Source organism: Vulgatibacter sp. (genome assembly GCF_041687135.1).
GTDB lineage: Bacteria > Myxococcota > Myxococcia > Myxococcales > Vulgatibacteraceae > JAWLCN01.
Genome location: NZ_JAWLCN010000004.1, coordinates 499,313 through 525,446, shown reverse-complemented (window position 1 = coordinate 525,446; position 26,134 = coordinate 499,313). Strand labels below are relative to the sequence as shown.

27 protein-coding genes are annotated in these 26,134 nt (G+C 71.0%); 14 read left to right on the top strand and 13 right to left on the bottom strand.

Going from position 1 to position 26,134, the window contains the following annotated elements:
* Positions 1-2: 2 nt before the first annotated feature.
* Positions 3-854, bottom strand: a complete 852-nt coding sequence (locus ACESMR_RS13360; protein WP_373047575.1) for a sulfite exporter TauE/SafE family protein — start codon at positions 852-854, stop codon at positions 3-5.
* Positions 855-1,130: 276 nt separating this feature from the next.
* On the opposite strand from ACESMR_RS13360, the gene ACESMR_RS13355 reads away from it, so the two are divergent.
* The 4 genes from ACESMR_RS13355 to ACESMR_RS13340 all read left to right on the top strand — a co-directional run bounded on the left by ACESMR_RS13355 (position 1,131) and on the right by ACESMR_RS13340 (position 3,908).
* On the top strand, positions 1,131-1,595 hold the full coding sequence (locus ACESMR_RS13355; RefSeq protein ID WP_373047644.1) for a glutathione peroxidase: 465 nt from the start codon (positions 1,131-1,133) through the stop codon (positions 1,593-1,595).
* A 122-nt stretch (positions 1,596-1,717) separates the two neighbouring features.
* Positions 1,718-2,023: a hypothetical protein gene (locus ACESMR_RS13350; protein WP_373047574.1), complete on the top strand. Its 306-nt coding sequence runs from the start codon at positions 1,718-1,720 to the stop codon at positions 2,021-2,023.
* Between the two features lie 5 nt (positions 2,024-2,028).
* A complete protein-coding gene (locus ACESMR_RS13345; RefSeq protein WP_373047573.1) occupies positions 2,029-2,775 on the top strand; it encodes a trehalase-like domain-containing protein in 747 nt (248 codons plus the stop codon).
* Positions 2,670-3,908 carry a glycoside hydrolase family 15 protein gene (locus tag ACESMR_RS13340; RefSeq protein WP_373047572.1) on the top strand — a complete coding sequence of 413 codons (1,239 nt, stop codon included), beginning with the start codon at positions 2,670-2,672 and terminating at the stop codon, positions 3,906-3,908. The genes ACESMR_RS13345 and ACESMR_RS13340 overlap by 106 nt, the downstream gene beginning before the upstream one ends.
* Positions 3,909-3,912: 4 nt before the next feature.
* On the opposite strand, the gene ACESMR_RS13335 is transcribed toward ACESMR_RS13340, so the two are convergent.
* Together ACESMR_RS13335 and ACESMR_RS13330 are read right to left on the bottom strand one after the other, a co-directional pair.
* On the bottom strand, positions 3,913-6,249 hold the full coding sequence (locus ACESMR_RS13335) for a DUF1592 domain-containing protein (protein WP_373047571.1): 2,337 nt from the start codon (positions 6,247-6,249) through the stop codon (positions 3,913-3,915).
* On the bottom strand, positions 6,246-7,529 hold the full coding sequence (locus ACESMR_RS13330; protein WP_373047570.1) for a DUF1552 domain-containing protein: 1,284 nt from the start codon (positions 7,527-7,529) through the stop codon (positions 6,246-6,248). The genes ACESMR_RS13335 and ACESMR_RS13330 overlap by 4 nt, the downstream gene beginning before the upstream one ends.
* A 424-nt stretch (positions 7,530-7,953) precedes the next feature.
* On the opposite strand from ACESMR_RS13330, the gene ACESMR_RS13325 reads away from it, so the two are divergent.
* Positions 7,954-9,351 carry a nitrous oxide reductase family maturation protein NosD gene (locus ACESMR_RS13325; protein WP_373047569.1) on the top strand — a complete coding sequence of 466 codons (1,398 nt, stop codon included), beginning with the start codon at positions 7,954-7,956 and terminating at the stop codon, positions 9,349-9,351.
* A gap of 107 nt (positions 9,352-9,458) precedes the next feature.
* Positions 9,459-10,895 carry a nitrous oxide reductase family maturation protein NosD gene (locus tag ACESMR_RS13320; protein WP_373047568.1) on the top strand — a complete coding sequence of 479 codons (1,437 nt, stop codon included), beginning with the start codon at positions 9,459-9,461 and terminating at the stop codon, positions 10,893-10,895.
* On the opposite strand, the gene ACESMR_RS13315 is transcribed toward ACESMR_RS13320, so the two are convergent.
* Both ACESMR_RS13315 and ACESMR_RS13310 read right to left on the bottom strand, forming a co-directional pair.
* On the bottom strand, positions 10,896-11,588 hold the full coding sequence (locus ACESMR_RS13315) for a cysteine hydrolase family protein (RefSeq protein WP_373047567.1): 693 nt from the start codon (positions 11,586-11,588) through the stop codon (positions 10,896-10,898). It abuts the gene before it with no gap.
* 63 nt (positions 11,589-11,651) lie between these two features.
* A complete protein-coding gene (locus ACESMR_RS13310) occupies positions 11,652-12,059 on the bottom strand; it encodes a LysR family transcriptional regulator (RefSeq protein WP_373047566.1) in 408 nt (135 codons plus the stop codon).
* A 62-nt stretch (positions 12,060-12,121) separates the two neighbouring features.
* Between ACESMR_RS13310 and ACESMR_RS13305 the strand changes: the two genes are divergently transcribed.
* From ACESMR_RS13305 to ACESMR_RS13290, 4 genes are all read left to right on the top strand, one after another.
* Positions 12,122-13,240 carry an MBL fold metallo-hydrolase gene (locus ACESMR_RS13305; protein WP_373047565.1) on the top strand — a complete coding sequence of 373 codons (1,119 nt, stop codon included), beginning with the start codon at positions 12,122-12,124 and terminating at the stop codon, positions 13,238-13,240.
* A 62-nt stretch (positions 13,241-13,302) separates the two neighbouring features.
* On the top strand, positions 13,303-14,925 hold the full coding sequence (locus ACESMR_RS13300) for an alpha/beta fold hydrolase (RefSeq protein ID WP_373047564.1): 1,623 nt from the start codon (positions 13,303-13,305) through the stop codon (positions 14,923-14,925).
* An 18-nt stretch (positions 14,926-14,943) separates the two neighbouring features.
* Positions 14,944-15,870 (top strand): MBL fold metallo-hydrolase, encoded by a 927-nt coding sequence (locus ACESMR_RS13295; RefSeq protein WP_373047563.1) that lies wholly within the window; start codon positions 14,944-14,946, stop codon positions 15,868-15,870.
* Positions 15,871-16,021: 151 nt separating this feature from the next.
* Positions 16,022-17,683: an alpha/beta hydrolase gene (locus ACESMR_RS13290; protein WP_373047562.1), complete on the top strand. Its 1,662-nt coding sequence runs from the start codon at positions 16,022-16,024 to the stop codon at positions 17,681-17,683.
* On the opposite strand, the gene fghA is transcribed toward ACESMR_RS13290, so the two are convergent.
* From fghA to ACESMR_RS13275, 3 genes are all read right to left on the bottom strand, one after another.
* Positions 17,680-18,513, bottom strand: a complete 834-nt coding sequence (gene fghA / locus ACESMR_RS13285) for an S-formylglutathione hydrolase (RefSeq protein ID WP_373047561.1) — start codon at positions 18,511-18,513, stop codon at positions 17,680-17,682. The two genes, ACESMR_RS13290 and fghA, sit on opposite strands and share 4 nt — an antisense overlap.
* A complete protein-coding gene (locus tag ACESMR_RS13280; protein ID WP_373047560.1) occupies positions 18,510-19,634 on the bottom strand; it encodes an S-(hydroxymethyl)glutathione dehydrogenase/class III alcohol dehydrogenase in 1,125 nt (374 codons plus the stop codon). Before ACESMR_RS13280 ends, fghA begins: the two co-directional genes overlap by 4 nt.
* Positions 19,635-19,708: 74 nt before the next feature.
* Complete coding sequence (locus ACESMR_RS13275; protein WP_373047647.1) at positions 19,709-19,945, bottom strand: hypothetical protein; 237 nt, start codon at positions 19,943-19,945, stop codon at positions 19,709-19,711.
* Between ACESMR_RS13275 and ACESMR_RS13270 the strand changes: the two genes are divergently transcribed.
* Both ACESMR_RS13270 and ACESMR_RS13265 read left to right on the top strand, forming a co-directional pair.
* Positions 19,853-20,293 carry an NUDIX domain-containing protein gene (locus tag ACESMR_RS13270; RefSeq protein WP_373047643.1) on the top strand — a complete coding sequence of 147 codons (441 nt, stop codon included), beginning with the start codon at positions 19,853-19,855 and terminating at the stop codon, positions 20,291-20,293. The two genes, ACESMR_RS13275 and ACESMR_RS13270, sit on opposite strands and share 93 nt — an antisense overlap.
* A 40-nt stretch (positions 20,294-20,333) precedes the next feature.
* Complete coding sequence (locus ACESMR_RS13265) at positions 20,334-20,627, top strand: hypothetical protein (protein WP_373047559.1); 294 nt, start codon at positions 20,334-20,336, stop codon at positions 20,625-20,627.
* A 37-nt stretch (positions 20,628-20,664) separates the two neighbouring features.
* Here the strand turns inward: ACESMR_RS13265 and ACESMR_RS13260 are convergent, their stop codons facing one another.
* The gene (locus tag ACESMR_RS13260; RefSeq protein WP_373047558.1) at positions 20,665-20,979 is read right to left on the bottom strand and encodes a DUF3817 domain-containing protein; all 315 of its coding nucleotides are present in this window, start codon (positions 20,977-20,979) and stop codon (positions 20,665-20,667) included.
* A 125-nt stretch (positions 20,980-21,104) separates the two neighbouring features.
* Here ACESMR_RS13260 and ACESMR_RS13255 point away from each other — a divergent pair, with 125 nt between their 5' ends.
* Positions 21,105-22,307 (top strand): metallophosphoesterase, encoded by a 1,203-nt coding sequence (locus tag ACESMR_RS13255; protein ID WP_373047557.1) that lies wholly within the window; start codon positions 21,105-21,107, stop codon positions 22,305-22,307.
* Positions 22,308-22,399: 92 nt separating this feature from the next.
* Positions 22,400-23,173 (top strand): hypothetical protein, encoded by a 774-nt coding sequence (locus tag ACESMR_RS13250; RefSeq protein WP_373047556.1) that lies wholly within the window; start codon positions 22,400-22,402, stop codon positions 23,171-23,173.
* A 12-nt stretch (positions 23,174-23,185) separates the two neighbouring features.
* Here the strand turns inward: ACESMR_RS13250 and ACESMR_RS13245 are convergent, their stop codons facing one another.
* From ACESMR_RS13245 to ACESMR_RS13230, 4 genes are all read right to left on the bottom strand, one after another.
* Positions 23,186-23,629 carry a MarR family winged helix-turn-helix transcriptional regulator gene (locus ACESMR_RS13245; RefSeq protein ID WP_373047555.1) on the bottom strand — a complete coding sequence of 148 codons (444 nt, stop codon included), beginning with the start codon at positions 23,627-23,629 and terminating at the stop codon, positions 23,186-23,188.
* Positions 23,626-23,997, bottom strand: coding sequence for a Rieske (2Fe-2S) protein (locus tag ACESMR_RS13240; protein ID WP_373047554.1), 372 nt, complete (start codon positions 23,995-23,997; stop codon positions 23,626-23,628). Before ACESMR_RS13240 ends, ACESMR_RS13245 begins: the two co-directional genes overlap by 4 nt.
* A gap of 11 nt (positions 23,998-24,008) precedes the next feature.
* Positions 24,009-25,079: a 4-hydroxyphenylpyruvate dioxygenase gene (hppD, locus tag ACESMR_RS13235; RefSeq protein WP_373047553.1), complete on the bottom strand. Its 1,071-nt coding sequence runs from the start codon at positions 25,077-25,079 to the stop codon at positions 24,009-24,011.
* 77 nt (positions 25,080-25,156) lie between these two features.
* A complete protein-coding gene (locus ACESMR_RS13230; protein WP_373047552.1) occupies positions 25,157-26,116 on the bottom strand; it encodes a CAP domain-containing protein in 960 nt (319 codons plus the stop codon).
* Positions 26,117-26,134: the final 18 nt, after the last annotated feature.

The window sequence follows — 26,134 nt, the reverse complement described above, 5'->3', positions numbered from 1 at the left end:
TTTCAGGCCTTCTGCGCGGGGGCTGCGTCGCCACCGCGGGGAAGGAAGCGGCGCCCGACGAGGGCGGTGCCGACCAGCGCCACCGCGCCGCCGGCGAAGGGGAGCCCGTAGCCGGCGGGCAGCTCGCGGGAGATGAAGAGGATCGCCATACCCAGCACGAACCAGGCGAAGGCCTTGCGCAGCGTCGCCGGGGAGAGGTGCCTCGCGATCCGCACGCCCGCGACGCTGCCCACCACCGCGGAGGCGGAGACCACCGAGAGCAGCTGCCAGTCGAGCGTGGTGTGGGCGATGTGGCCGCCCAGGCCGGCGAAGGATTGGAGGGCGATGACGAAGAGCGAGGTGCCGATCGCCGCGGGCATCGCCAGCCCGCCGAAGAGGTTGAGCGCAGGCACGATGAGGAAGCCGCCGCCGGCACCCACGAGGCCGGAGATGCCGCCGACGCCTGCGCCCACGAGGAGGGTCTTGGCGCGGGCGCTGCCGCGGGGGGCGCCGCTCGCTTCCTTCCTGCCGCGGAGCATGGCCACCGAGGTGACGAGCATCATCACGCCGAAGGCGAGGAGGAGCATCTTCCCCGGGACGAAGTGGGCCACCCTGCCGCCGGCGTAGGCGCCGGCCATCGCCGCGGTGCCGAAGAGGAGGCCGGTCTTCCATTCCACCCTGCCGGCCCGGGCGTGGCCCAGCATCCCGACGATCGCGGTGACGCCCACCACGAAGAGGGAGCTGGCGATCGACTCCTTGGCCTCGACGTGGAGCACGTAGACGAGCATCGGCAGGGTGAGGATCGACCCGCCGCCGCCGAGGAGACCGAGCGACAGACCGATGGCCAGGGAGAGGATCGCTGCGAGGATCAGCATGCGTGGTTGCCTTGTCTCGCCCATCCGGCGGGCGACTCGGGGGGTTGGAGCACCGCTGGCGCGAAATGGATTCAGCCCGGGCCCGGATGGGCGTCCTGCAGGCCCGGTGGCCTTGCAACCAGGCGCTGGCTCGGGCATCGGTTGGGGACCATGACCAGAAGAACACTCGTTTGGACGGCCCTCGCCGCAGCAGGAACCCTCGCCGCGTGCAGCCAGAAGGCGCCCGCGTCGGAGCCGGCGGGCCAGGAGGGGAGCCAGGTGACGATCGATCATCGGATGGAGACGCTCGGCGGCGACACCGTCGACCTTTCGAGCTTCCGGGGCAAGGCGCTGCTCATCGTCAACACCGCCAGCGAGTGTGGCTACACGCCGCAGTACGAGGGGCTGCAAAAGCTCTACGACAGGTACAAGGACCGCGGCCTCGTGGTCCTCGGCGTGCCCTCCAACGACTTCGGCGGGCAGGAGCCCGGGAGCAGCGAGGAGATCAAGACCTTCTGCGAGACCCGCTTCGGCGTGAGCTTCCCGATGCTGGCGAAGGTCCACGCGAAGGGGCCGGAGATCGCGCCCCTCTACCGGACCCTCACCACCGAGAGCCCGGAGGGGATCCGGGGCGAGGTGCGCTGGAACTTCACCAAATTCCTGGTCGACACCAACGGCACGCCGGTGGCCCGCTTCGAGCCGAAGGTCGATCCGCTCGCACCGGAGCTGATCAGCGCGGTGGAGCAGGCGCTGCCACAGTAGGCGCTGCCTGCCCCGTGCACGGGGCAGCCTCCCTCCCGTCCCCCCGCTGCGACGGCATCGAGCCGTCGCTAGCGTGAGCCTCGGATACCGCGCACGAGAGAGAACGTGCAGGAGACGAGCGCATGGAGAATCGGAAGGGGATCATGCCGGGCACGCGGCCGACGAAGCGCGATTCGGCCGCCTTCCCCACCAACGGCGACTACCACGAGGGCGCGCGGAGCGGCAGGCGCGCGGAGGCGATGCGCGAGGGGAAGGGCGACAAACAGACCCTCACCCGCGCCGAGCGACTGCACCGCGCCAGCGATCGCGCCACCGCGGGACCCGCTGGGTTCCACGGCGTGAAACACGGCAAGGACGTCCTCGCCTCGCGGCCGCGGGCCTCCACCCCGACCCGCCACCCGGGCAACCTCCGGCCGAAGAAGCACTGACGGCGATGGGCCGGTGGCCGGCGATCGCCGACTACGGATTCCTGAGCGATTGCCAGAGCGCGGCGCTGGTGGATCGGGACGGGGCGATCGATTGGTGCTGCTTCGGCCGCTTCGATCAGCGCCCGGTCTTCGCCAGGCTCCTCGACAGGGAGAAGGGGGGCTTCTTCCGCGTCGGGCCGGTGGCGCCCTGCAGCACGAGCAGGCGCTACCTCCCCGGCACGCTGATCCTGGAGACGCGCTTCGAGGCCAGGGGCGGCGTGCTCGTCCTCACCGACTGCCTGCCGGTGCAGCACCCCGGCGGCAGCCACGGCCAGCCCCGGGGGCCGTCGGGCCACGAGCTCCTCGTCCGCCACCTGCGCTGCGAGGCGGGGGAGGTGGAGGTCGAGCTCGTCTTCGCCCCGCGCTTCGACTACGGCCTGACCACGCCGCTGGTGCAGGTGCTGGCGCCCGATCTCGCGGTGGCCACCGGCGGCGCCGACGGCCTGCTCCTCCACGCGGACCTCGGGCCCCTCCACACCGATTGCGAGCGGGCGGTGGCCCGCGCCAGCCTGCGCGCAGGCGAGGAGCGCACCGTCTCGCGGTGGAGTGGGCCGAGTCGGCGCTCCTGCCGATGCGACGCCTGCCCGCAGCGGTGCTTCGCGGGCAGATGGAATCGACCCACGCCTTCTGGAACCGCTGGGCCGACCGCTGCAAGTACCGAGGGCGCTACGCGGAAGCGGTGCAGCGCAGCGCGCTGGTGCTCAAGGGTTTGACCAACTCCACCACCGGCGCCTTCGCCGCGGCGCCCACCACCTCGCTGCCCGAGTGCATCGGCGGCGAGCGCAACTGGGACTACCGCTACACCTGGCTCCGCGACTCGGTGGCGGTCCTCGCCGTGCTCCTCTCCCTCGGCTACCGGCACGAGGCGGTGGAGTACGGCCGCTTCCTCGTGCGCACCGCCGCAGGCGAGCCGCGGGATCTCCAGATCATGTACGGCCTCGGCGGCGAGCGGCTCCTCCACGAGATCGATCTCGAGCATCTGGAGGGCTACCGGAGCTCGCGCCCGGTGCGGATCGGCAACGGCGCCTGGCAGCAGCTCCAGCTCGACGCCTACGGCGAGGTCCTCGCCGCTGCCTGGCTCTTCTACCGGGAGCATCTGCCTGGCGGGCTCTCGCGCCCGTCGGTGGAGGGCAAGCGATTCCTCCGCTCGGTGCTCGATCAGATCGCCGCGAAATGGTGCGAGCCCGACGAGGGCATGTGGGAGGTGCGCAGCGCACGGCAGCATTTCGTCTTCTCGAAGCTGATGTGCTGGGTCGGGCTCGACCGCGGGATCCGCCTCTTCGACGCGCTCGGTGACGCGCAGCCGCAGCGCGCCCGGTGGGCTGCGGTGCGCGACGAGATCCGCGCGGCGATCGAGAGCCGCGGCACCAACCCGGAGACGGGGGCCTTCGCGCAGGCCTTCGGGTCGCGGCACTACGACGCCTCGTCGCTCCACGTGCTCCTGCGCGGCTTCCTGCCCGCCGGGGACCCGCGGGTGCAGGCGACCATCCGCGCCATCGAGGAGCACCTCACCGAGAACGGCCACGTCTACCGCTACCACGGGGAGGACGGGCTCCACGGGAAGGAGGGCGCCTTCACCTACTGCACCCTCTGGCTCGCCACGGCCCACGCGCTCTCCGGGCGGATCGACCGGGCGGAGGCGCTCTTCGAGCAGGTCCTCGCCTCCGCCAACGATCTCGGCCTGCTCTCCGAGGAGATCGATCCCGCGAGCGGCGCCCTCCTCGGCAACTTCCCGCAGGCGTTCAGCCACGTCGGCGTGATCGAGACCGCCTTCGCCATCGAGGGCGCCCGCGCCGGCAATTACGTCGCGCCGGAGGGTCCCGACGCGCCCTGTTGGATCTGCTGACGAATCAGAGATCGACGCAGAAGCCGAATTCCGCCATGGCCCCGGGGGCGAGGGTGGCGTTCCAGCTCGCCCCGGTGAAGATCGTGCGTCCGTCCGTTCCGGGGGCGGCCTCGGCGTTCCAGATGTTGTTGAGCGTCCCCTCGAGCCGTTCCTCGATCCGCCAGGTGAGCGGCTCGCCGCCGTTGTTGGTGACGCTGGCATCGAAGCAGGCGCTTCCGGTCCAGCGGCCGGTCTCGGTGAGGACGAAGACCACCGGCGCCGGCGCCCAGTCGATCGTCACCGGCCCGGGATCCGCTGCGGGCCCCGGCGCGTCCCCCTCGTCCTCGCCGCCGCTCCTGCTGCGGAAGTGGGCGAGCTCGGTGGTGCCGGCGCGCAGCGTGGCGATGCCGGCACCCGGCAGCTTCTGCCCCAGGGCGCAGGCGAGGCCGTCGCTCTCGCCGAGGCCGAGGGCGTACGTGGTCCAGAGCGTGGTGTAGCAGCCCTCCACCTCCTCGCTCGCGCCGAGCTTCGCCGCCAGCCCCGCGACCCCGTCGAAGGTGCCGTCGGTGGAGACGGAGTGGACGATCTCGCCGCTGTCGTCGATCGCGTGGGCGCCGTCCTTCTCGCGCCACCTGCCGTCGCCGTCGAAATGCTCGAAGGCGAAGCCGATCGGATCGACCAGGTCGTGGCAGCTCGAGCAGGCGCCGTCGCTGGCGTGCTGCGCGTAACGCTCCCTGGTGGAGAGCGCCGGATCCATCGGCGGCGGGGAGACGTTCATGCTGGCCGGCGGCGGCGGCAGCTCGTGGCAGAGGAAGCGTTCGCGGATCAGCTTGCCCCGGTGGATGGGCGAGGAGCTGTTGGGCAGGGCGTGGGTCATGAGCAGCCCGCCCACGGTGAGCAGGCCGCCGTAGGGCGTGCCGGTGGTCTCCACCCGGCGGAAGCCCGCCTCGTCCGCAGGGGCGGTGCCGGGATCGATCCCATAGTAGGCGGCGAGCTCGTCGGTCACCCAGGTGTGCTGGAGGTCGAGGGCGTCGGCGAGGGTGGCGTCGGAGGCGGCGAGGTCCGCAACCAACCGCGCGATCTCGCCCTGCATCGCCGCCCGGATGGCAGGCGTCAGCTCGGGGTAGGTGGCGGCGTCGCGGGGCACGTCGGCGAGGCGCTCGAGCTGGAGCCAGCTGGCGAAGAAGGAGGCCATCGCCTCCTGCGACCTGGGATCGGCGGCGAGGCGTTCGACCTGGGCCCGAACGCCGGCGGGGGTGGCGAGGGCGCCGGAGGTGGCGGCGTCGAAGAGCGCCTGGTCGGGCAAGGTGCCGGTGAAGAGGTAGCTGAGCTGGCTGGCAATCTCGAAGGGGCCGAGGGCGAAGCTGCCGTCGTCGGCCCTGGCACCGAGCTCCGAGCGGTAGAGGAAGTGGGGCGATTGGAGGAAGGCGGCGATCACCCAGCGCAAGCCCTCGGCGAAGCCGTCCTCCTGCGCCGTCTCGAGGAAGAGATCGGCGTAGCGGCGCTGCTCCTCGGTGGTGAGAGGCCTGCGGAAGGCGCGCTGGCCGAAGTCGTGGACGAAGTCCGCGGCGCAGCTCGCCTGCTCGGTGCGGTGGCAGGGCAGGATCTCGTCGAGGCGCCTCGTCACCGCCGCCGCCGCGATCGCCTCGGCGGAGGCGCGGTACTGGTCGGCGAGCAGGGGATCGACCTGGAGCGCCGCGGCGTCGTTGGAGAAGCCGCGGATCATCGGATCCGGCGCGAAGGTCGCCGCCCGCTCCGCCTCGAGTCCGAGGAGATCGGCGACGGTGCGGCGGTATTCTGCGTGCGTGAGGCGACGGAGCAGGCGCGGGCCGCTCACGTCCTCGCAAGCCACCACCTCCGGCGGCGTGCAGCTCTCCACCTCGCCACGGACCCAGGCGACCAGATGGCGCAGGTCCTCGTCGAGCCTGCTGCCGGGAACGACGACGGTGCCCCCGCCGTGGCCGTCCGGATGCTGGCCGGTTGGCTTGAGCAGGAGCAGGGGCCCGGTCTCCGTGTCGATCTGCGCGACGCTGCGGAAGGTGGCCTGGTTCTTCTCGAGCCAGTCGGGAGAACCGTAGGGGACGAAGACGAGCCGGGTGGAGGCCGCGAGGCCGCCCTCCACGTGGCAGGTGAGGCATTTGGGAGCGAAGAGCGGCTCCCAGAGGTGCTCGGTGAAGAAGGCCGGATCGTCGGGGCAGCCTTCGCCGCCGCCGCCGGTGCCGCCACCGCCGCCGGTGCCGCCGGTCCCACCACCGCCGGTGCCGCCGGCGCCGCCACTGCCTGCGGCGACGCGGTCGATCTCGACCGACCCACACGCTGCCGCGGCCAGGGCCGCGAGGACGAGAAGGAGGAGGCGGATCACGAGAGCACCTCCAGCGCGCCGCCGTCGGCGACCGGATCGCCGAAGGTCTCGTTGGTCAGGCCGAAGCGCCTGCAGATCGAGACCAGCACCTGTGCGTGGTGCGCGCCGCCGAGCTGCAGGTAGCGGCCGGTGCGCAGGCCGCCGCCGGCGAGGACCCAGGGCACCGATTCGCAGGTATGCATCCGTCCGTCGCCGAGCTCCTTGGCCCAGAGCACCAGGGTCGAGTCGAGGAGGGTGCCGCCCTCGGGATCGGGCAGGCCGTCGAGACGCCCGAGCAGGTAGGCGAATTGCTCGGTATTCCAGCGCTCGGCCTGGACGAAACGGGCGACCTGCGCCTCGTCGCTGTCGGCGGTGTGGGAGAGCGAGTGGTGGCCCTCGGAGATGCCGAGCCAGGTGTAGATCCGGTCGCCCACGGTGTGGGAGAGCTGCAGCGAGGCCACGTTGGTGAGGCCGCAGGCCAGGGCCTGGACCGCCAGATCGATCTGCGCCCGGGTGATCGCCGGGAAGAGGTCGTTGTCGTAGACGTTGCCGCGCTCCGGCGCATCGGGCAGCTCGCAAGTCGTCGCGCCGCCGTCCTGCAGGCCGATCTCCACCTGCCGCAGCGACTCGAGATGCACGCCCAGCTTCGCCCGCTCGGTTGCACCCAGTCTGCCACGGAGATCGTGCAGCTCGGCCCGCGCCAGATCGAGGACGCTGCCGCGGCGCCGCCGGAGCCGCTCCGCCGCCTCGGGGCCCCCGGCCAGATCGCCGAACATCCGGCTCCAAGCGCTGCGCGGATCGTCGTCCGGCGAGACGTAGAGGTCGGGGCCCGCGTAGCTCATCCGCGTCTGATCCCCAGCGCCCCACGCGCTGGTCTGCACGCCGAACTCGAGTGAACGGAAGCGCGTGCTGCCGCCGAGGTGATCGGCGACGAATTGATCGACGCTCTTGCCGCCGCCGACGTCGCCCGCCCTGCCGTTGGCGGTGAGCATCGCCCGCATCCCGGGTGCGTGGTTGGTGGCGCCGTGGAAGTCGAGCTCGTCGAGGATGACCACGTCGCCCTTGTGCGCTGCGAGCGGCTCGAGGATCGATCCGGCGGCGAAGGTGAAGTCGGTCTCGCCGCCGGTGGGCCGCCAATGGCGGTGGATGGTCCCGTTCGGCGTGAAGAAGACGAGCAGCCGTTTCGCGCTGCCGGCGGATGCCGCGCGCGCGTTGCCGGCGAGGAGATTGACGAAAGGTGCTGCGACCAGCGAGGCGCCGAGACCTGCGAGCAGGCGGCGGCGGGTGAGATGATGCGACATCGAATACGGCCCCCCAAGAACGCAGCGAAGGCTAAGCAGCGACCGACCAAAAGGCTAGGAGTATTTCGACCTGGCTCCGTGTGGGTTCGGGGGCAAAGAGGGAGCAGCCTGCTGCAGCACGGCACGGGCTCCCGGCCCCCTGCAGCGTCTGCTTGCACCACCGCTCCGGGCGTTGCGCCGAGGCGGGGCGGCACAGGTCGGAACGCTGTGCGCCGCAGGTCCACCCTGTCGCACATCGGCTGCCCCGCATGTCCCACTTCGCCCGCAAGGTAGGACACTGTGTGTATGTGTCATTGTGCACATGAGGCGGAAGAGCCCGCGATATCGCGAGGTTGGGATGGCTGCAAGGCGACGATGCCTGCAGTGAGTCACCCCGGCCGGAGCGGTCGGGGTGCGATGAGCCACCCCGACCAGGAAGGTCTGCATGCGTATCCGACTCCTCACCTCGTCCATCCTCCTCGCCATCGGCCTCGTCGGCTGCGGTGGCGGCAGCAGCTCCGGTTCCTCCTCGTCGTTCGACAGCAGCACCGATGTGGGTGCAGGTGCGGAGACGGAGGCTCCGGGCGCTGGCGCAGGGGTTGGCGAGAGCGAGGAGCCGGCTGGGGCCGAGTCCGAGGCGCTCGATGTGCGACACGTGGCCACCAACGGCGACGACGGCGCGGACGGTAGCGAGGCGGCTCCCTGGGCCACCATCGAGCACGCCGTTGCCAGCGCGCAGCCCGGTACGAAGATCGTGGTGCACGGCGGCAGCTGGCCCGGCCTCACCATCGAGTCGGTCGACGGCACCGAGGAGGCGCCGATCGTCCTCACCGGCGCCGACGGCGCCCGCCCGATCTTCACCGGCCCGGTGAACGTCGCCCGCGCCTTCTGGGTGCTCGACGGCATCGAGGTCGCCTCGACCGAGCCCGTCTTCTCCGTGCGCTTCACCGGCGCCGGTTCGCACGACAACGTGATCCGCAACTCGGTGGTCCGCGACGGCACCGGCGCCGCCGGCGTCTCGATCGACCTCGACGCCTCGCGCGTCACCATCGAGGGCAACGAGATCTTCAACATCAGCCGCGGCGAGACCGACGCCCATGGCATCGTGGTCCAGCCCACCACCCGCGAGGTCACGGTGGTCGGCAACGAGATCCACAGCACCTCGGGAGACTCGGTGCAGTGCATCGGGCCCGGCCAGGACGCGGTCGAGGGCGCTCCGGCCAACGGCGTGGTGATCGAGGGCAACACCTTCCGCGACACCCGCGAGAACGCGGTCGACATCAAGCACTGCGAGAACGTCGAGATCCGCGGCAACGTGATGCACGGCTTCCGGCAGTCCGCCACCTCGAACGGGGAGGCGATCGTCGTCCACCTCCTGGCGAAGAACGTCACCGTCGAGGAGAACGACATCTCGAACACCAGCCGCGGCGTGGTCACCGGTCGTGGCGCCACCAACGTCACCGTCCGCCGCAACGTGATCCACGGCCTCGCCGACGAGATGACCGGCGTGATCTTCGGCGAGGGTTCGCAGCTCACCGCGCTCCACAACACCATCGTCGGCGCCGCCCGCGGTGTGCAGGCGCTCCCCGGCTCGGGGACGCCTTCGGTGAAGAACAACATCTTCGACGGCGTGACCGAGGCGGTGCAGGGCGAGGCGAACGTCGACTCGAACCTCTTCTCGGGCACCCCCGCCACCGGCACCAACCCGGTGGAAGGCGACGCGCAGCTCGACGGCGAGAACGCCCCGGCGGACGGCTCGCCCGCAGTGGACGCCGCCGCCGCAGGCGACACCGCCGAGAGCTGCGGCGCCGGCCCGGACCTCGGCGCCATCGAGCGCTGCTGATCGACCGATTCATTGCCGGCCCCTCCGCTGTGGAGGGGCCGGCGTCCGTGCAGGAGGGGGACTAGAGGCCTGCGCCCGGATCGCGGCGCTGCCTGCGGAGGAACCCCATGTTCTCGCGATTGATCGTCACCTCGCTCCTCGCCGCCTCCCTCGCCGCCTGCAATGGCCAGGGCACGGACGGCTCCGGCCCGCTCGGCCCCGACGACCTCGGCAACACCATCGGCGATGCGATCGGCGACGTGATCGGCGGCAAGGGGGGCAGCGGCGGCGTGCCGACGAGCCCCACGCCGACCCCGAGCGAGCCGAAGCCGGCGGAGCCCACGACGCCCGAGGATCCGGCGGTGCTGCGCTACGTGGCCACCGACGGCAACGACGGGAACCCCGGCACGAAGGAGCTTCCGTGGCGGACCCCCGGCCACGCGGTGCGGCAGGCGCAGCCGGGGATGAAGATCCTCCTGCGCGGCGGCACCTACGGTCCCTTCACCATCGACGCGGTCGACGGCACCGCGGAGGCGCCGATCGTGCTCGCAGCGGCGCCCGGCTCGCGCCCGGTGATCAGCGGCGGCACGGTGCTGGTGCGAAGGGCCCATTGGCAGCTCGAGGGACTCGAGGTGCGCCCCGGTGCCAACGCCGGCGTGCGCTTCACCGGATCCGGCGCCCACCACGGCGTGCTCCGCGGCAGCATCGTCCGCGACGGCAGCGCGGCTTACGGCGTCTCGGTCGATCTCGGCGCCAACCGGATCACGATCGAGGGCAACGAGATCATGAACATCTGGCGCGGCGCCGACGTGGATGCCCACGGCATCGTGATCCAGCCGGACGCCGTCGGCGTGAAGATCCTCGGCAACGAGATCCACGGCAACTCCGGCGACTCGGTGCAGTGCATCGGTCCCAACCAGGACGCGCCTGCAGGCGCCCCCGCCCGCGACCTCCTCATCGAGGGGAACCTCTTCTACGGCGACCGCGAGAACGCGGTGGACATCAAGTGGTGCGAGGGCGTGGTGATCCGCGGCAACGTCGCCCGCGGCTACCGCAAATCCGCCACCTCCAACGGCGAGGCGATCGTGATCCACCGCGGCGCCCGCAACGTGGTGGTGGAGCGCAACGACATCTCCGAGGCCTCCCGCGGCGTGGTCACCGGCGTCGGCGCCAACGAGATCGTGGTGCGACGCAACGTGATCCACCGGCCGGTGGACGAGAAGGTCGGCATCATCTTCGGCGAGGGCTCCAGCCAGGTGGCCCGGCACAACACCATCGTCGGCGCCAGCCGCGGCGTGAACGTGCTCGCCGAAGCCCGCGGGGTCACGGTGCGCAACAACATCTTCTCCGGCTGCAGCCAGTCGGTGACGGGGAGCGCCACCATCGACAGCAACCTCTTCTTCGGCTCGCCGAGTGCCGGGAGCGGCGCCGTCACCGGCGATCCCCAGCTCGACGCCGAGTTCAAGCCGGCTGCGGGCTCCGCCGCGATCGATCGCGCCGTCCCCGGCGACGAGGCCGAGGTCTGCGGCACCGCGCCCGACTTCGGCGCCATCGAGCGCTGCTGATCAAGGCGCTGCTGCAGCGCGCGCGAAGAGGGCCAGCACCTCGTCGGTGCTGGCCACCGAAGCGAAGCGATCGGCGAGGGCCGCGAGCGTCGCCCGGTGGAGGGCCGCCGCCTCGATCGCCGGCGCTCCCATCGTCCCCGGGAGATCCCGGGTGGCGGAGGCGTCGCCGGGAAGCAGCACCTCGTAGCCCAGCACCAGCGCGTCGCGCACGGTGGTGTCCACCGCGAGGTGGGTCATCAGCCCGCTCACCACCACCGTGCGGACGCCGAGCGCCTGCAGCTTCTCGTGCAGGTCGCTGCGCGAGAAGCCGCCCGCCATCCTCTTGGTGACCACCCCTTCGCCTGGTAGCGGCGCGAGCTCCGGACGGATCCGCGCCCCCGTGCTGCCTGCAGCGAAGAGCGGCGCGCCGGCGTCGACCACGTCCTCGACGTGGATCACCTGGAGGCCCGCCTGCCGCGCTCCTTGCAGGAGGCGCCGGGCCTGCGCCAGGGCAGGGAGCGACTGGGAGGGAGGGAGCACGAGGCCGCCCGAGAAGAACTCCTCCTGCCAGTCGACGAGGACGAGGGCGGTGCGCGCCGGGTCGAGCGCCTGCGGCTGCTGCAGGCCGTAGCGCTGTCGCAGCGTGGGTCCAGGCGCCGTGCCGGCGCACGAGGTGGTGAGGAGAAGGGCGGCGACGATCGTGTGGAGTCTCATGGCCCCGAGGATGGCGCCATTGCACCAGCGCCGCCGCTGCAGCGGCGCAGGTCCCCGCTGCAGCTATGCAGCCTCGCCTGCGAGGAGCGTCGCGCGGGCCTCGATCGCCTCGGTGAGGTGGTCGGCAACGGCGCGCACCAACGGCGCCCTGCGCAACTGGGGGTGGAGCACCAGCCACAATTCGCGCCGGAGCACAACGCCGCCGGCGAGCTCCCTGCCGCCGAGCTTGCGCTCGATGGCGAAGGCCTGCGCCTCCATCGACTCGGCGTGCACCCGGATCTCGGTTGCAGCCTCCGTCGGGCGCAGCCCATCGGGCATCCGGTCGAAGAGAGCGGCGCCCAACGCCGCCTCGAGCGCCTCGATGCGCCTGCCGACGGTGGTGGCGTTGATGCGCAGCTGCCGCGCCGCCGCCGAGAAGCTGCCGGTGCGGTGCACCGCCAGGAAGATCCGCAGATCCGACCAGTCGAACATCGCTGCTTTCTACCGCATCCGACCCGGGGTAGCGTGACCGCCTCCTCGGGAGCCCCCGCACCATGCGCAAGCGCCGCCGCCTCCTCGCCGCCGTCGTGGCCCTCCTCCTCGCGGCGGCGATCGTCCTCTTCTTCGTGACCACCGACGGCGGCGCCTCCCTCGGCGCCTCGGCCGAAGGCGAGCGGCTCGCACGGATGGAGGCCTCGCCGCGCTGGGCTGGCGGCGGCTTCGAGAACGACCCGCCGGTGCCGACGATGGACACCAGCAAGATCACCGCGGCGCTCCGCTCCTATCTCGATCGCGGCGGCCCTGCGGAACCGCAGGGCGAGGTGCCGCTGGTCGAGGGGCCCGGGCCCGAGGTGCCGCCGGCGAGCGGCCTGCGGCTGCGCTGGCTCGGCCACTCCACCGTGCTCTTCGAGATCGACGGCGCCCGCATCCTCACCGATCCGATCTTCTCAGACCGGGCCTCGCCGTCGACGCTGGTGGGCCCGCACCGCTTCCACCCGCTCCCCGTCGAGCCTGCGGCGCTGCCGCCCCTGGACGCGGTGCTCCTCTCCCACGACCACTACGACCACCTCGACATGGAGACGGTGCGCCTGCTCGCGGCGCAGGGCGTCCCCTTCTTCGCGCCGCTGGGCGTCGGCGCACATCTCGAGCGCTGGGGCGTGCCGCCGGCGCAGATCCACGAATTCGACTGGTGGCAGGAGGCCGAGGTCGCCGGGGTGCGGCTGGTGGCGACGCCTTCGCAGCATTTCTCCGGCCGTGGGCTCCTCGATCGCAACGCCACCCTCTGGACCTCCTGGAGCCTGGTCGGACCGAGACACCGGGTCTTCTTCAGCGGCGACACCGGCCTCACCCCGCTCCTCGGCGAGGTAGGCACGAGGCTCGGGCCCTTCGACGTGGCGCTCTTCGAGATCGGCGCCTTCCATCCTGCCTGGGGCACGATCCACCTCGGCCCCGACGGCGCCCTCGAGGCGCTGCGGCTGGTGCAGGGCAGGGCGCTCCTGCCCATCCACTGGGCCACCTTCGACCTCGGGCCCCACCCCTGGGCGGAGCCGCCGGAGCGCCTCTTCGAGCGGGCGCGCGCTGCAGGCGTGCGCCTCCTCACCCCGCAGGTGGGCGAGGTGCTGGAGCCGGCGCTGGCGCCGCCGCCCAGGCCCTGGTGGCGCCACCTGAAATAGCGCCGTTGCCGGGAACCCACGGCCGCGTGTCCAAGGGGCACTCTCTGGTTGCGGAGCCCGTCATGGACAAGCGCCTGCTCTTCGTTCTCCCCCTCGCCCTCGCCGCCTGCGGCGAGGCGGAACGTCTCAATCCCGAGCCCGCCGACGTCGCGCTCGCCGTGCACTGGGAGGCCTGCGCCGAAGGACCCGGCAGCTGCGCCAGCATCGAGGTCCCGCTCGACTGGAACGCCCCCGGCGACGAGACGCTGCCCTTCTTCGTGCGGCGGATCCCCACCGCCGAGCCGGTCTCGAAGGGCCAGCTCTGGCTCCTCGAGGGCGGGCCCGGCGCTGCGGGTTGGGGGTTCGTCGAGGTCGCGGCGATCTTCCAGTCGATTGCCCCGGGCTACGATCTCTACCTCCCCGATTACCGCGGCACCGGCAACTCCTCGTGGCTGGGCTGCGAAGATCGGGGCTACGCCTTCGAGACCGATCCCGACTGCATGGCGGCGCTCCTCGCGCGCCACGGCGAGGACCTGCGCCACTACGACACCACCTCCGCCGCCCTCGACATCGGCAACACCATCGAAGCGATCCGCGGCGCGGGCGAGCGGGTCTACGTCTACGGCGTCTCCTACGGCACCTTCGCGGTGAACCGCTACCTCACGCTCTTCCCCGACCAGGCGGACGGCGCGATCCTCGACTCCGTCTGCCCGCCCACCGGCTGCGACGTGATGATGGACCGCAACTTCGTCGAGGTGGCCCGCTTCGTCTTCGAGGGCTGCGCCGCCGATCCGCTCTGCGGGGAGAAGCTCGGCGACGACCCCTGGGGCAAGCTGCTGGACCTCCTCGGTCGCCTCGAGGCCGGCCATTGCGAGGCCTTCCTCGGCTATCCCAGCAACCGGATCGTCCTCGAGCAGCTGGTGGGCTACGCCACCAACGACGCCTTCACCGCAGCGGTGGCGACCTCGGCGGTCCACCGGCTCGGCCGCTGCGACGAGGCCGACGTGGCAGCCCTCGACAACCTCGTCGACTGGATGCGCAACGGCATGGGCGCCGGCTTCGGCCCCGGCGCCGGGAGCGGCGCGGCCTTCTCGCCCTACCTGAGCGACCACGTGGTCTTCTCCGAGTTCTGGCCGGAGGGGCTCGATCGCGAGACGGCGGAGGAGATCCTCGCCGAGCTCCCCTTCCAGACCGGCGCGCTCCTCTCCTGGGTGGAGGCGAAGGATCGCTGGAGCTTCCCGCCCTCGCACACCCCCGACTCGCTTTACGCCTGGGCGCCCACCGAGACGCCGCTGCTGCTGCTCAACGGCGACCTCGACGGCCAGACGCCGATCGACGCCATCCGCGACGCGGAGGCCGCCTTCGTGAACGAGGCGCAGCACCTGGTCGAGGTGCCGCTCGCCAACCACGGCGTGCTCGCCACCTCCGCCTTCACCGCCGAGCGCGAGGATTTCACCTGCGGCATGGAGATCGCCGCTGCCTTCCTCGCCGATCCCCAGGGCGCGCCGAAGACCGGCTGCATCGACCGGATCCCGGGCTTCGACTTCGCCGGGCCGCCGGGCCTCGCCGCGGCGCTCTACGGCACCGCCGATCTCTGGGAGAACGACGCGGCGCAGGGGATCCACATCGCCCCGGCGCTGCGCCCGGCGCAGGAGCGCGCCCTCACCTCGCTGCGGGAGAAGCTGCAGGGGCCGCTGCGCTTCTGAGGCGGGTAGAGTGGGGGGATGGAAAGGCCCCGCCTCGTCACCATCGACGCCGAATACCTCCACCCCGGCCTCGCCGCCTGCTACCTCCGGGTCCAGGACGGCGAGGCCGCCTTCGTGGAGACCAACACCGCCCACGCGGTGCCGCGCCTCCTCGCGGCGCTGCAGGCGGAAGGGCTCGCGCCGGAGGCGGTGCGCTGGGTGATCGTCACCCACGTCCACCTCGATCACGCAGGCGGCGCCGCGGCGCTCCTCGCGGCCCTGCCCAACGCCACCCTGGTGGCCCACCCGCGGGCGGCGCGGCATCTGATCGATCCCTCGAAGCTCGTCGCTTCCGCCACCGCGGTCTACGGCGCGGAGCGCTTCGCGCAGCTCTACGGCTCCCTCGATCCGATCCCCGCCGAGCGGGTGCGGACGATGGAGGACGGCGAGCAGCTCTTTCTCGGCGAGGCGCCGCTCCACTTCCTCCACACCCGGGGCCACGCCAACCACCACTTCGCCGTCCACGACCCCGCCCGCGACACCGTCTATACCGGCGATACCTTCGGCCTCGTCTACCCGCGGCTGCAGCGGGCGGGGCGTTTCGCCTTCCCCTCCACCAGCCCCACCGACTTCGACGCGGCGGAGGCTCGGGCGAGCATCGATCGGATCCTCGCGCTCGGGACCGCGACCGTCTGCCCCACCCACTTCGGCGAGGTGGACGATCCGGCGCGGACCGCCGCGCAGCTGCGCTGGTGGATCGATCGCTCGGAGGCGCTGGTCGAGGAGGCGGTGGCCCTCGCGCCGGCGCAGGCGGAAGTCCACGTTCGTGCCGGCGTCGCCGCCGCCATGGAAGAGGCCGCCGCAAGGGCGGGGCTGCAGCTGGACGAGGAGGATCGCGAGCTGCTCGCCATGGACCTCGACCTCAACGCCCAGGGCCTCGCCTGGGCCGCCGCGCGACGGCGCTGAAGGGATCCCCCCTGCAGGCCCGTGCACCCGAGGCACGGCGGCGCCATCTCGTCCACTGGGCGGTTCGTTTTCCCGGTCCTGGGTTGCTCAATGGTCGACAAAGGGGTCGAATGCCGCCCGGGGGGTCCTACGGGAACCCTGGAGGTATCCGATGCGCGCAGTACCCGCCTTGCTTCTTGCCACGCTTCTCCTCGCCGCCTGCGGGGAGAGCGATTCCACTGACCGCAACGACCTCGCCCCTGGTGGCAACGGAGGGAGCGGCGGCGCTGGCGGCAGCGGGGGTGGCGGGCCGGTCGCGGAGCCGATCGTCTGGGGCGCCTGCCCGAGCGGCGAGGGCGAGTGCACCCTCGTCGACGTGCCGCTCGATTGGGAGGCGCCCGAGGGGGAGCGGATCGAGTTCTTCGTCCGCCGGATCCGCACCGCCGCAGCCGAGTCGAAGGGCCAGCTCTGGCTCCTCCAGGGTGGTCCGGGCGCCGCCGGCTGGGCCTTCAACAACTACGCGCCCTACTTCCAGGAGCTCGTCCCGGGCTACGACATCTACATCCCCGACTACCGCGGGAACGGCTATTCCGCGTGGCTCGGCTGCGAGGGCCAGGACGGCGACACCTACCGTCCCTCCTGTGGCAACGCCCTCCTCGAGCAGTGGGGCGAGGGGCTCGCGCACTTCAACACCAGCGCCGCCGCCCGGGACATCGGCACCACCATCGAGCGGATCCGGCAGCCCGGCGAGAGGGTCTACCTCTTCGGCACCTCGTACGGCACCTTCATGCTCAACCGCTACCTGACCCTCTTCCCGGATCAGGCGGACGCGGCGATCCTCGACTCGGTCTGCCCGGCGAGCGGCTGCGACGTGCGCATGGATCGCAACTTCGTCGGGGTGGCGGAGCACGTCTACGAGCTCTGCGCCGCCGACGCCTTCTGCGCTTCGAAGTTGGGCGCCGATCCCTGGGCGAAGCTGATGGACGTGCTCGCCCGCTTCGAGCAGGGCCACTGCGCCGACTTCTACGGCGGCTACCCGAACAACCGGCGGATTCTCGAGGCGCTGGCGCTCTACACCGTCGGCAGCAGGGAGATCGCGCCGATCGGCCTCGCCGCCGCCTACCGCGCCGATCGCTGCAACGCCGAGGACGTGGCGGCGCTGCAGACCCTGACCCGCCAGCTCTTCGGGATCGGCCGCTTCGACCTCTCCGGCGACCACTCCTCGATCTACCTCGGCAACAACGTGATCTTCTCGGAGTTCTGGCCCGAGGGCCTCGACCGCGCCGCCGCGGAGGCGGAGATCGCCGCGCTGCCGCTGCAGTCGGGCGCGCTACTGGGTCGCCTCGAGCAGCGCGAGATCTGGCCCTGGCCCTTCTACGAGACCGCCCCGGAGCTGATGGACTGGTCGCGGACCGAGACCCCGATCCTCCTGCTCAACGGCGATCTCGACGGCCAGACCACGCTGGCCGGCCTCGCGGGGGTCGAGGAGACGTTCCAGAACGAGAGCCAGCACTTCGTCTCGGTGCCCCTCGCCGGCCACGGCGTGATCTTCAACTCGCCGATGTCGCCGAACCACGCGCGCATGACCTGCGGCATGGAGCTCGTCGCCAACTTCTTCGGCGCACCGGAAGGCGAGCTCGACACGGGCTGCGCCCAGGCGTCGCCGACCATCGACTTCGAAGGCCATCCTGCCTACGCGCAGCAGCTCTTCGGCACCGCCGACGTCTGGGAGAACGAGGAGACCACCGGCACCGCCATGCAGCTGCCGCTCACCCCGTTCCAGGAGAAGGCCCTCGAGGATCTGCGGCGGCTGCTGGCGGAGACCGTTCGCTAGAAGAGCGCCCGGGCGTGGTGGCGCAGGTGATCTTCGATGAAGGTCGCCACGAAGAAATAGCTGTGGTCGTAGCCGGGCTGCATCCGCAGCTCGAGCGGATGGCCCGCTGCCTGCGCCGCCCGTTCGAGATGATCGGGCTGCAGCTTGTCGAGGAAGCCGTCGGCGTCACCCTGATCGACGAGGATCGGCAGCCGCTCCCGCGCGCTGCCGATCAGCCGCGTGGCATCCCAGCCGGCCCACGCCTCCCGATCCTCGCCGAAGAAGCGGGAGAAGGCCTTCTGCCCCCACGCCGACTCGGTCGGGTTGGTGATGGGGGCGAAGGCGGAGAGCGACTGGTAGCGGCCCGGATTGCGGAGCGCGCAGACGAGCGCGCCGTGGCCGCCCATCGAGTGGCCGGAGATCCCGCGCCTTCCCGAGAAGGGCAGCTCCGCCTCGACCAGCTGCGGGAGCTCGTGCACCACGTAGTCGTGCATCCGGTAGTGCCGGGCCCAGGGCTCCTGCGTCGCGTCGACGTAGAAGCCGGCGCCGAGGCCGAAGTCCCAGGCTCCCTCCGGATCACCGGGCACGTCGGGGCCGCGGGGGCTGGTGTCCGGGGCCACCAACGCGATCCCCAGCTCCGCCGCCATGCGCTGGGCGCCGGCCTTCTGCACGAAGTTCTCGTCGGTGCAGGTGAGCCCCGAGAGCCAGTAGAGCACCGGCACCTTTTCGCCTGCGAGGGCCTGCGGCGGCAGGTAGACGCCGCAGATCATCTCGCAGCCGAGGGTCGTCGAGGTGTGCTGGTAGCGGAGCTGCAGGCCGCCGAAGGCCTTGTTGCTCGCGATGCGCTTCACGCCTTCGCTCCGAAGTGGATCACCGAGCGGATGCTCTTGCCCTCGTGCATCAGATCGAAGGCCTCGTTGATCCGCTCCAGCGGCATGGTGTGGGTGATGAAGGTGTCGAGGGGGATCTTCCCCTCCATCGACCAATCGACGTAGCCCGGCAGCTCGGTGCGGCCCTTCACGCCGCCGAAGGCCGAGCCCTTCCAGATGCGGCCGGTGACCAGCTGGAAGGGGCGGGTGCAGATCTCCTGCCCGGCGCCGGCGACGCCGATGATCACCGACTGGCCCCAGCCCTTGTGCGCGCACTCGAGCGCCGCCCGCATCACCTGCACGTTGCCGATGCACTCGAAGGAGTGATCCACGCCGCCGTCGGTCATCTCGACGATCACCTGCTGGATCGGTTTGCCGAAGTCCTTCGGGTCGACCACGTCGGTAGCGCCGAGCTGCCTGGCGATCTCGAATTTCGCAGGGTTCAAATCGATGCCGATGATCCGGCCGGCCTTCGCCATCTGCGCGCCGATGATTGCCGAGAGGCCGATGCCGCCGAGGCCGAAGATCGCCACCGTCTCGCCGGGCTGCACCTTCGCCGTGTTGAGGACGGCGCCGATGCCGGTGGTGACGCCGCAGCCGAGCAGGCAGACCTTCTCCAGCGGCGCGTCCTTGCGGATCTTCGCCACCGAGATCTCCGGGAGCACCGTGTACTCGGAGAAGGTGGAGGTGCCCATGTAGTGGTGGAGCATCTTGCCGTTCGCGGAGAAGCGGCTGGTGCCGTCGGGCATCAGGCCCTGGCCCTGGGTGGCGCGGATCGCCTGGCAGAGGTTGGTCTTGCCGGAGAGGCAGAATTTGCAGCGGCGGCACTCCGGCGTGTAGAGCGGGATCACGTGATCACCCGGCTGCACCGAGGTCACGCCTTCGCCCACCGCCTCGACGACGCCGGCGCCCTCGTGGCCGAGGATCGATGGGAAGAGCCCCTCGGGATCGGCGCCGGAGAGCGTATAGGCGTCGGTGTGGCAGACGCCGGTGGCGACGTTGCGCACCAGCACCTCGCCGGCCTGCGGCTCCTGGACCTCCACCTCGATTACTTCGAGAGGCTGCTTCGCCTCCCACGCTACGGCTGCGCGCGACCTGATCATCATTTCGCTCCTGGTTGGGGATCTGTCGGAGTCTATGGGGCGGAGCGAATTGATGCTTCCAGAAGCGAGAGTGGTCAATCGCCTGTCGAGTGGGTAGGATCCCGGGATTGTTCGCCAATTGGGGTGGCGCCATGCCGAACCGCGGAGACATGGAACTCGACCGCGTCGACGAAGCGGATCGGGTCATCGGAACGACGAAGAGGAAGCGCGCGCTCGACGTGGCAGCAGGCTTCCGTGTCGTTCACGTTCTGCTCCGCGATCGGTTCGGAAGACTTCTTCTGCAGCAGATCGCCGCAGAGCACGATCGCCACGCGCTGCAGTGGGGATCGTCCGTCGCGGGTTACGTGCAGGCCGGCGAGAGCTACGAGAGCGCCGCGCGGCGGAAGGTCGCCGAGGAGCTCGGGATCGCCGAATTGCCTTTGCGCCATCTCGGCACGACTTCGATGCGCGACGGCGCCGCAACGAAGTTCATCGGTGTCTTCCTCGGCGCGATCGACGAGGGGAGCCTGCATCCGAATCCGAGTGATTTCGCTGCGGTGGATCTCGTGCCGTTGAGCGATCTGCAGCGTGAGTTGGCGTGTGGCAGCCGCCAGTTCACACCGACGTTCGAACAGGTCTTCCGCTTCGCATGGAAGACGCTGGCAGGAGCCCCGCAGTGAGGGAGGAAGAGGGGCGGGCCCCGGCGGGCTTCTCGCTGCGGTGCTGGTATTGGCTGCTTTCACCGCGGTGCTTGGTTCGCTCGTGGTCGAGCGCAGCCACGAGCACTACCGGAACGCACGAGACGGCTTTCGCGAGCTCGAACGCCGGTTGGGAATTCTCGACCAGGGCCTCGGTCTCCTGACGACGCCCGGCATGCGAGGGGAGAAGCACCCGCTCGCGGCGCAGGGTGGAGGAGGATTCGAGCTACCAAAGGTCTACCGCGCGGTGCAGCTGCTCCTCGTGTGCCTGGCGCTATTCGACGTCGTGGCGGCAGTCATGATCTGGCCCGAGTAGCGCTCCGCCGGGCAGGCGGCCAGCGGCGCCCCGGGTGTCAGGCCTGCGGGGCGATGCCGGTGTCTGCCTCCCGGGCGAGGCGGCGGTCGATGACGAAGGGGCCGAAGGGGAGCACCGAGGCAGCGAGCAGGGCGAGCAGGCGGCCGACGCTCCAGCGGTGGGCCAGCGTCGCCTGCATCGCCGCGGCGACGTAGAGCACGAAGAGCGCGCCGTGGGCCCAGCCCACCACCTTCACCGCCTCCGGCATGCCGGCCAGGTATTTGAGCGGCATGGCGATGCCGAGGAGGACGAGGAAGGAGACGCCTTCGAGGAGGCCGACGAGGCGGAGACGGGCGATGGGCGTGCGGAGCATGCCCCTGCCTACCACGGGAGCTTCGTCTGGCGCGACAGGGGGGCGCCTGGCGCATCCGGGCAGGAATCGAGAAGCCGCCCGGTTGTTGGGGGGCCGCCAGGTCCGCCCGCAGGAAAGCCGCCCCCATGATCACACGCGTCATCCTCCTCTCGCTCGTCTTCAGCCTCGTCTCCTTCCTCGTCGTCCGCGCGCTCTCGCCCAGGCTGCTGCGCGGCTGGCGGCAGGTTGTCCCCTATTGGCTCTTCGTGCTGGGGATCCACGGCGCGTGGCTCTGGGTGCGTGCGCAGGGGCACGGCCAGACCGGTGATCTGGGCGCAGCCGTGCAGGTGATCGCCAGCTCGTGGACCATCACCACCCTCGCCTGCGTCTTCATCGGCGGGCCCTGGGCCCTCCTCCGCCCGCGCCTCGAGAAGCTGCGGGAGAAGCCGGTGGATCTCGAGCGCCGCCGCTTCCTCGGCGGGGCGGCGGTGCCGGCTGCGGCGCTGGCCACCGGTGGCGGCGGCAGCATCGCGGGGCTCGGGCCCTTCACCGTGCGCCACGAGGAGATCCGTGTCGCCGGCCTGCCCGAGGCGCTCGACGGATTCCGCATTGGCCAGATCACCGACGTGCACATCGGCGACTTCGTCGATCCCGACTTTCTCCACGAGGCGGTGGCGGCGATGAACGAGGCGCGTTGCGATCTGCAGGTGATGACCGGCGATCTCATCGACGATCTCGCGCAATTCGAGGCCACCCTCGACGCCATGGAGGCGAACGACGCGCCCCATGGCATGCTCTGCATCCTCGGCAACCACGAGATCTGGCGGGGCAGGGCGGAGGTGATCGCGGGCTACCAGCGGCGGGCGCCCAATGGCCGGCTGAAGCTGCTCGTCGACGAGAGCGTGCGCATCGATCACCGCGGCACCGCCCTGCAGGTGGTGGGCGTCGACTACCCGATCGGCGCCGGGCGCCGCGGCAAACACCGCCTGCCGAAGGAGGAGCGCGACGCGAAGATGGCCACCATGGCCGAGCGCGCCTGGGCGCAGGTGCCGGCAGGTGATCCGGTGCTCTGCCTCACCCACCACCCCGACTTCTTTCCCCACGCGGCGAAGCGGGGCGCGGCGCTCACCCTGGCCGGCCACACCCACGGCGGCCAGGTCGCCTTCCTCGGCTTCCCGCTCTTCCGCTTCGCCTACGACTACATGCTGGGCCGCTACCGCAAGGGGGAGAGCCACCTCTACGTCTCCGGCGGCACGGGCCACTGGCTCCCCTGGCGCGTCGGCGTGCCCACCGAGGTGACCATCCTCACCCTGCGCCGGGCCGAAGCGGGGCGGGCCGCGGTGAGCTGATCCCGCGCCCGGTTGCACCCCGGACGCGCCGTGCAGAGCTAACGCGGTGCGGGGATGCCGGTTCCGAGGCCGGCCCCGGTGCGGGGGCCCCTTTGTCTCTCCTCAACGGCGTCGACCACACGCTGATCGCGCTCGTCTTCCTCGGGCTCCTGGTCGGGGCGGCGGAAGGGGCCTACCGCCGCGCCGGTCGCACCCACCCGAGCGAGGAGCTCCGCAGCCAGGTCGCCACCCTGCAGGCGGCGCTCCTCGGCCTCCTCGGCCTGCTCCTCGCCTTCACCTTCGCCATGTCGTCGGCGCGCTACGACCAGCGCCGGGAGCTGGTGGTCGAGGAGGCCGACGCCATCGGCACCGCCTGGCTGCGGGCGATGGTCCTCGACGAGCCGGCGCGGAGCGGGCTGCAGGAATTGCTCCGCCGCTACGTCGACGCACGGCTCGGCTATTACGAGGCAGGCGCGAACGAGGGGGCCATCGCGGAAGCGGTGGACGAGGCCCTGGCCATCGAGGCGGATTTCTGGCGCCTCGCCGTGGAGCAGGCGCGGGAGCATCCCGACCCGATCCGCGCCCTGCTGCTCGCCTCCCTGAACGAGGTGATCGATCTCGAGGAGGAGCGGCTGGTGGCGCTCCACGCCCGCGTACCCGACGCGGTGGTCCTGCTCCTCCTCGTCGTCGCCCTCGCGGCGATCGGCGCCGTGGGCTACAGCTTCGGCCTCGCCCGGAAGCGCCACCTCGCCGCGACGCTCATCCTCTCGCTGCTCGTCGCTGCGATCGTCTTCGTCATCCTCGATCTCGACCGCCCCCGCCGCGGCCTGATCACCGTGAGCCAGGAGTCGCTCTACGACGTGCGCGAGAGCGTGCGCGCACGGTGACCGGGAGCGCCGCTACCGCGCGGCGAGCTTGCGCAGCAGCGCGTGGAGCTGCGCGCGCTCCTCGTCGCTCATGTGGCAGGAGATCCGGCGGTCGTGCTCGAGGGCCCGGTCCCGCCAGGAGCGGAGCGCCTCCTCTCCCGCGGCGGTGAGGTGGAGGCAGTTGGCGCGGCGATCGCCCGGGCGGGCGCGGCGCTCCACCAGCCCCTCCTCTTCCAGCCAGTCGACGAGCAGCATCGATCCCGAGCGGGCGATCTGCAGCGTCTCGCCCAGCGCGGTCTGGCTGAGCCCGGGGTTGGCGCCGACGATCACCAGCGCCGCGAAGCGCTGCGGCGTGACGCTCCCCAGCGCGTCGGCGAAATCGTCGTAGACCGCGAGCTGCGCCCTTCGCAGCGCGTAGCCCAGCAGCTCGTCGAGCACGTCCTGCGCGACGGCGCTCTCGGGGGCCTGGAGCTTCACGCGGTCTTCACCCAGCCGTCGTCCACGCGGACGGGCCACGGCGTGAGGCTGGCGCCGCTGCACGGCCCGCCCACACACGCACCGTCGTCGATGCGGAAGAGGGCGCCGTGCCAGACGCAGCTGATCAGGTCCTTCTTCTCGGTGAGGTAGTCGTCGAGCTTTCGCGAGAGCGGCAGCCCCGCGTGTGGGCAGCGGTCCACGTAGCCATGGACCACCTCGCCCCTGCGGACGACGAAGCCGTGGAAGAAGGCCTCGCCGATCTGGAGCACGAAATTGCGCGCCCCGGGATCGGCGAGATCGGAGAGCAGGCAGAGCCGCACGCCTGCAGGCGTCTGCCAGACTCTCTCGCGAACGGTCGTCTCGGACATCCGGCGGCGGATCAGCCCTCGACCTTGATCACGCCGCGGCGGATCTGGTCGAGCTCGATCGACTCGAAGAGGGCCTGGAAGTTGCCGTTGCCGAAGCCCTCGTTCCCCTTGCGCTGGATGATCTCGAAGAAGATCGGCCCGAAGAGGTTCTCGGTGAAGATCTGGAGGAGCAGGCCCTCCTCCTCGCTGCCGTCGATGAGGATGCGGTTCTTCTTCATCCGCGCGAGATCCTCACCGTGGCCCGGGACGCGCTTGTCGACGAGCTCGTAGTAGGTCTCGATGGTGTCCTGGAAGACCACCCCGTTGGCCTTCATCTTCTCGACGGTGGCGTAGATGTCCGGCGTGGTAAAGGCGAGGTGCTGGATGCCTTCGCCGTTGTACTGCCGGAGGTACTCCTCGATCTGCGACTTGTCGTCCTGGCTCTCGTTGAGCGGGATGCGGATCATGCGATCCGGCGCGATCATCGCCTGGGAGAAGAGGCCGGTGGCCTTGCCCTTGATGTCGAAGTACTTCTGCTCGGTGAAGTTGAAGACCTGGTTGTAGAAGCTCGACCAGGTCCGCATCTGCCCGCGGCGCACGTTGTGGGTGAGGTGGTCGAGCAGCTGGAGGCCCATGCTGTTCTTCGCCTCGGCCTCCGCAGCGCCGGGGATCTGCTCCCACGAATCGTAGACCGAGCCCTTCTCGCCGTACTGGTCGACGAGATAGAGGAGCGAGCCGCCGATGCCCTCGAGGACGTAGGAGCCTACGCCGAGGGCGCCGGGGGCAGCGTCGGTGGGCTTCGCGCCCCGCTCGATCGCCAGCTCGAAGGCCTTCTTCGCGGCCTTGACCCGGAAGGCCATGCCGTTGGCGGAGGGGCCGTGGTCGGCGCGGAAACGGGCAGCCTGGCCGGTGGTCTCGCGGTTGAGCAGAACGTTGATGTCGCCCTGCTTGTAGCGGATCACGTCCTTGGTCGGGTGCTTCGCGAACGCGGTGAAGCCCAGCAGCTCGAAGGTGCGGGCCATCTTCTCCGGCTCGGGCGAGGTGAACTCGACGAACTCGAAGCCGTCGGTGCCAAGGGGATTCTCGAGGGTCGTGTCGACCATGTGCTGCTCCTTCTTCACGTCGCGCCGTGGGCGCGGGTGGGACTCGGGCGGCACACTGTAACGGTGTGTTACAGCTGTCAAGGCGCGACGCGGCGCATCGCGCAATCGACCAGCTCGAAGCTGTAGGAGATGGGCTCCGAGGCCCCCGTCACCTCGACCGAGTAGGTCCTGCCCACGGTGGTGCCCCAGCCGTCCGGGACGATGCGCAGGGCGTAGCGGCTGCCGTAGCGGGCGAGCAGGGGGTGCAGCGTCACCGGGCGCTCGACCCCGTCCTCGCGGACCACCACGCCCACCCCGGCGAGATCGATCCGGTTGCTCTGGATCGACCAGCCGATGCTGTCGACGTTGCCGCTCCAGGGGGTGGCCCCGTGGATCATCTCCACCGGGACCTTCCCGGGCGGCGGCCAGGCCACGAAGGGCGCCTCGTCCACCTCGAAGGGATGGACCACCCACATGCACGAGAACTGGTCGGTGGTGCCGACGCCGATCTGCTCGAGCGGCGGCGAGAGGATCCAGCGGCGGTGCCCCAGCGACCTCGAGTTCGAGGCGCCCGAATCGGCCATGTAGAGGTGCACCGCCTCGTAGCCGTCGGCGGTGGCGATGTTCGAGTTGCTCGCAGCCTGGCGCGCCACCGGGTCGAAGCAGGCCCAGCTCTCGGGCGGCTCGTGGCTCAAGGAGCGGTTGGCGTGCATCAGCACCGCGCACTGCTGCGCCTTCTCGTCGAGGGCGGGATCCGCCTCCACCGGCTCGAGGCCGGCGACGAAGCGGTAGGCGTTGGTGAGGACCACCGAGGCGGCGCGCACGTCGGGATCGTCCCCCGGCTCGCAGCTGGCGGCGTCGCCGGTCCAGGCTGGCGCCACCTCCGCCTCCCTGGCGCAATTCCAGGCCTGGCACACCGCCGCTTTGCGATCGTCGAGCGCCCGCTCGCAATAGGGCAGCTCCTGCTGCGGGTCCTTGCCGGTCTCCTTCTCCTCGCTTCCGCCGCACGCTGCAGCGGCGACGAGGAGGGCCCCCACTCCGATCGACGTCCGAAACATGGGCGCCATCATGCACGC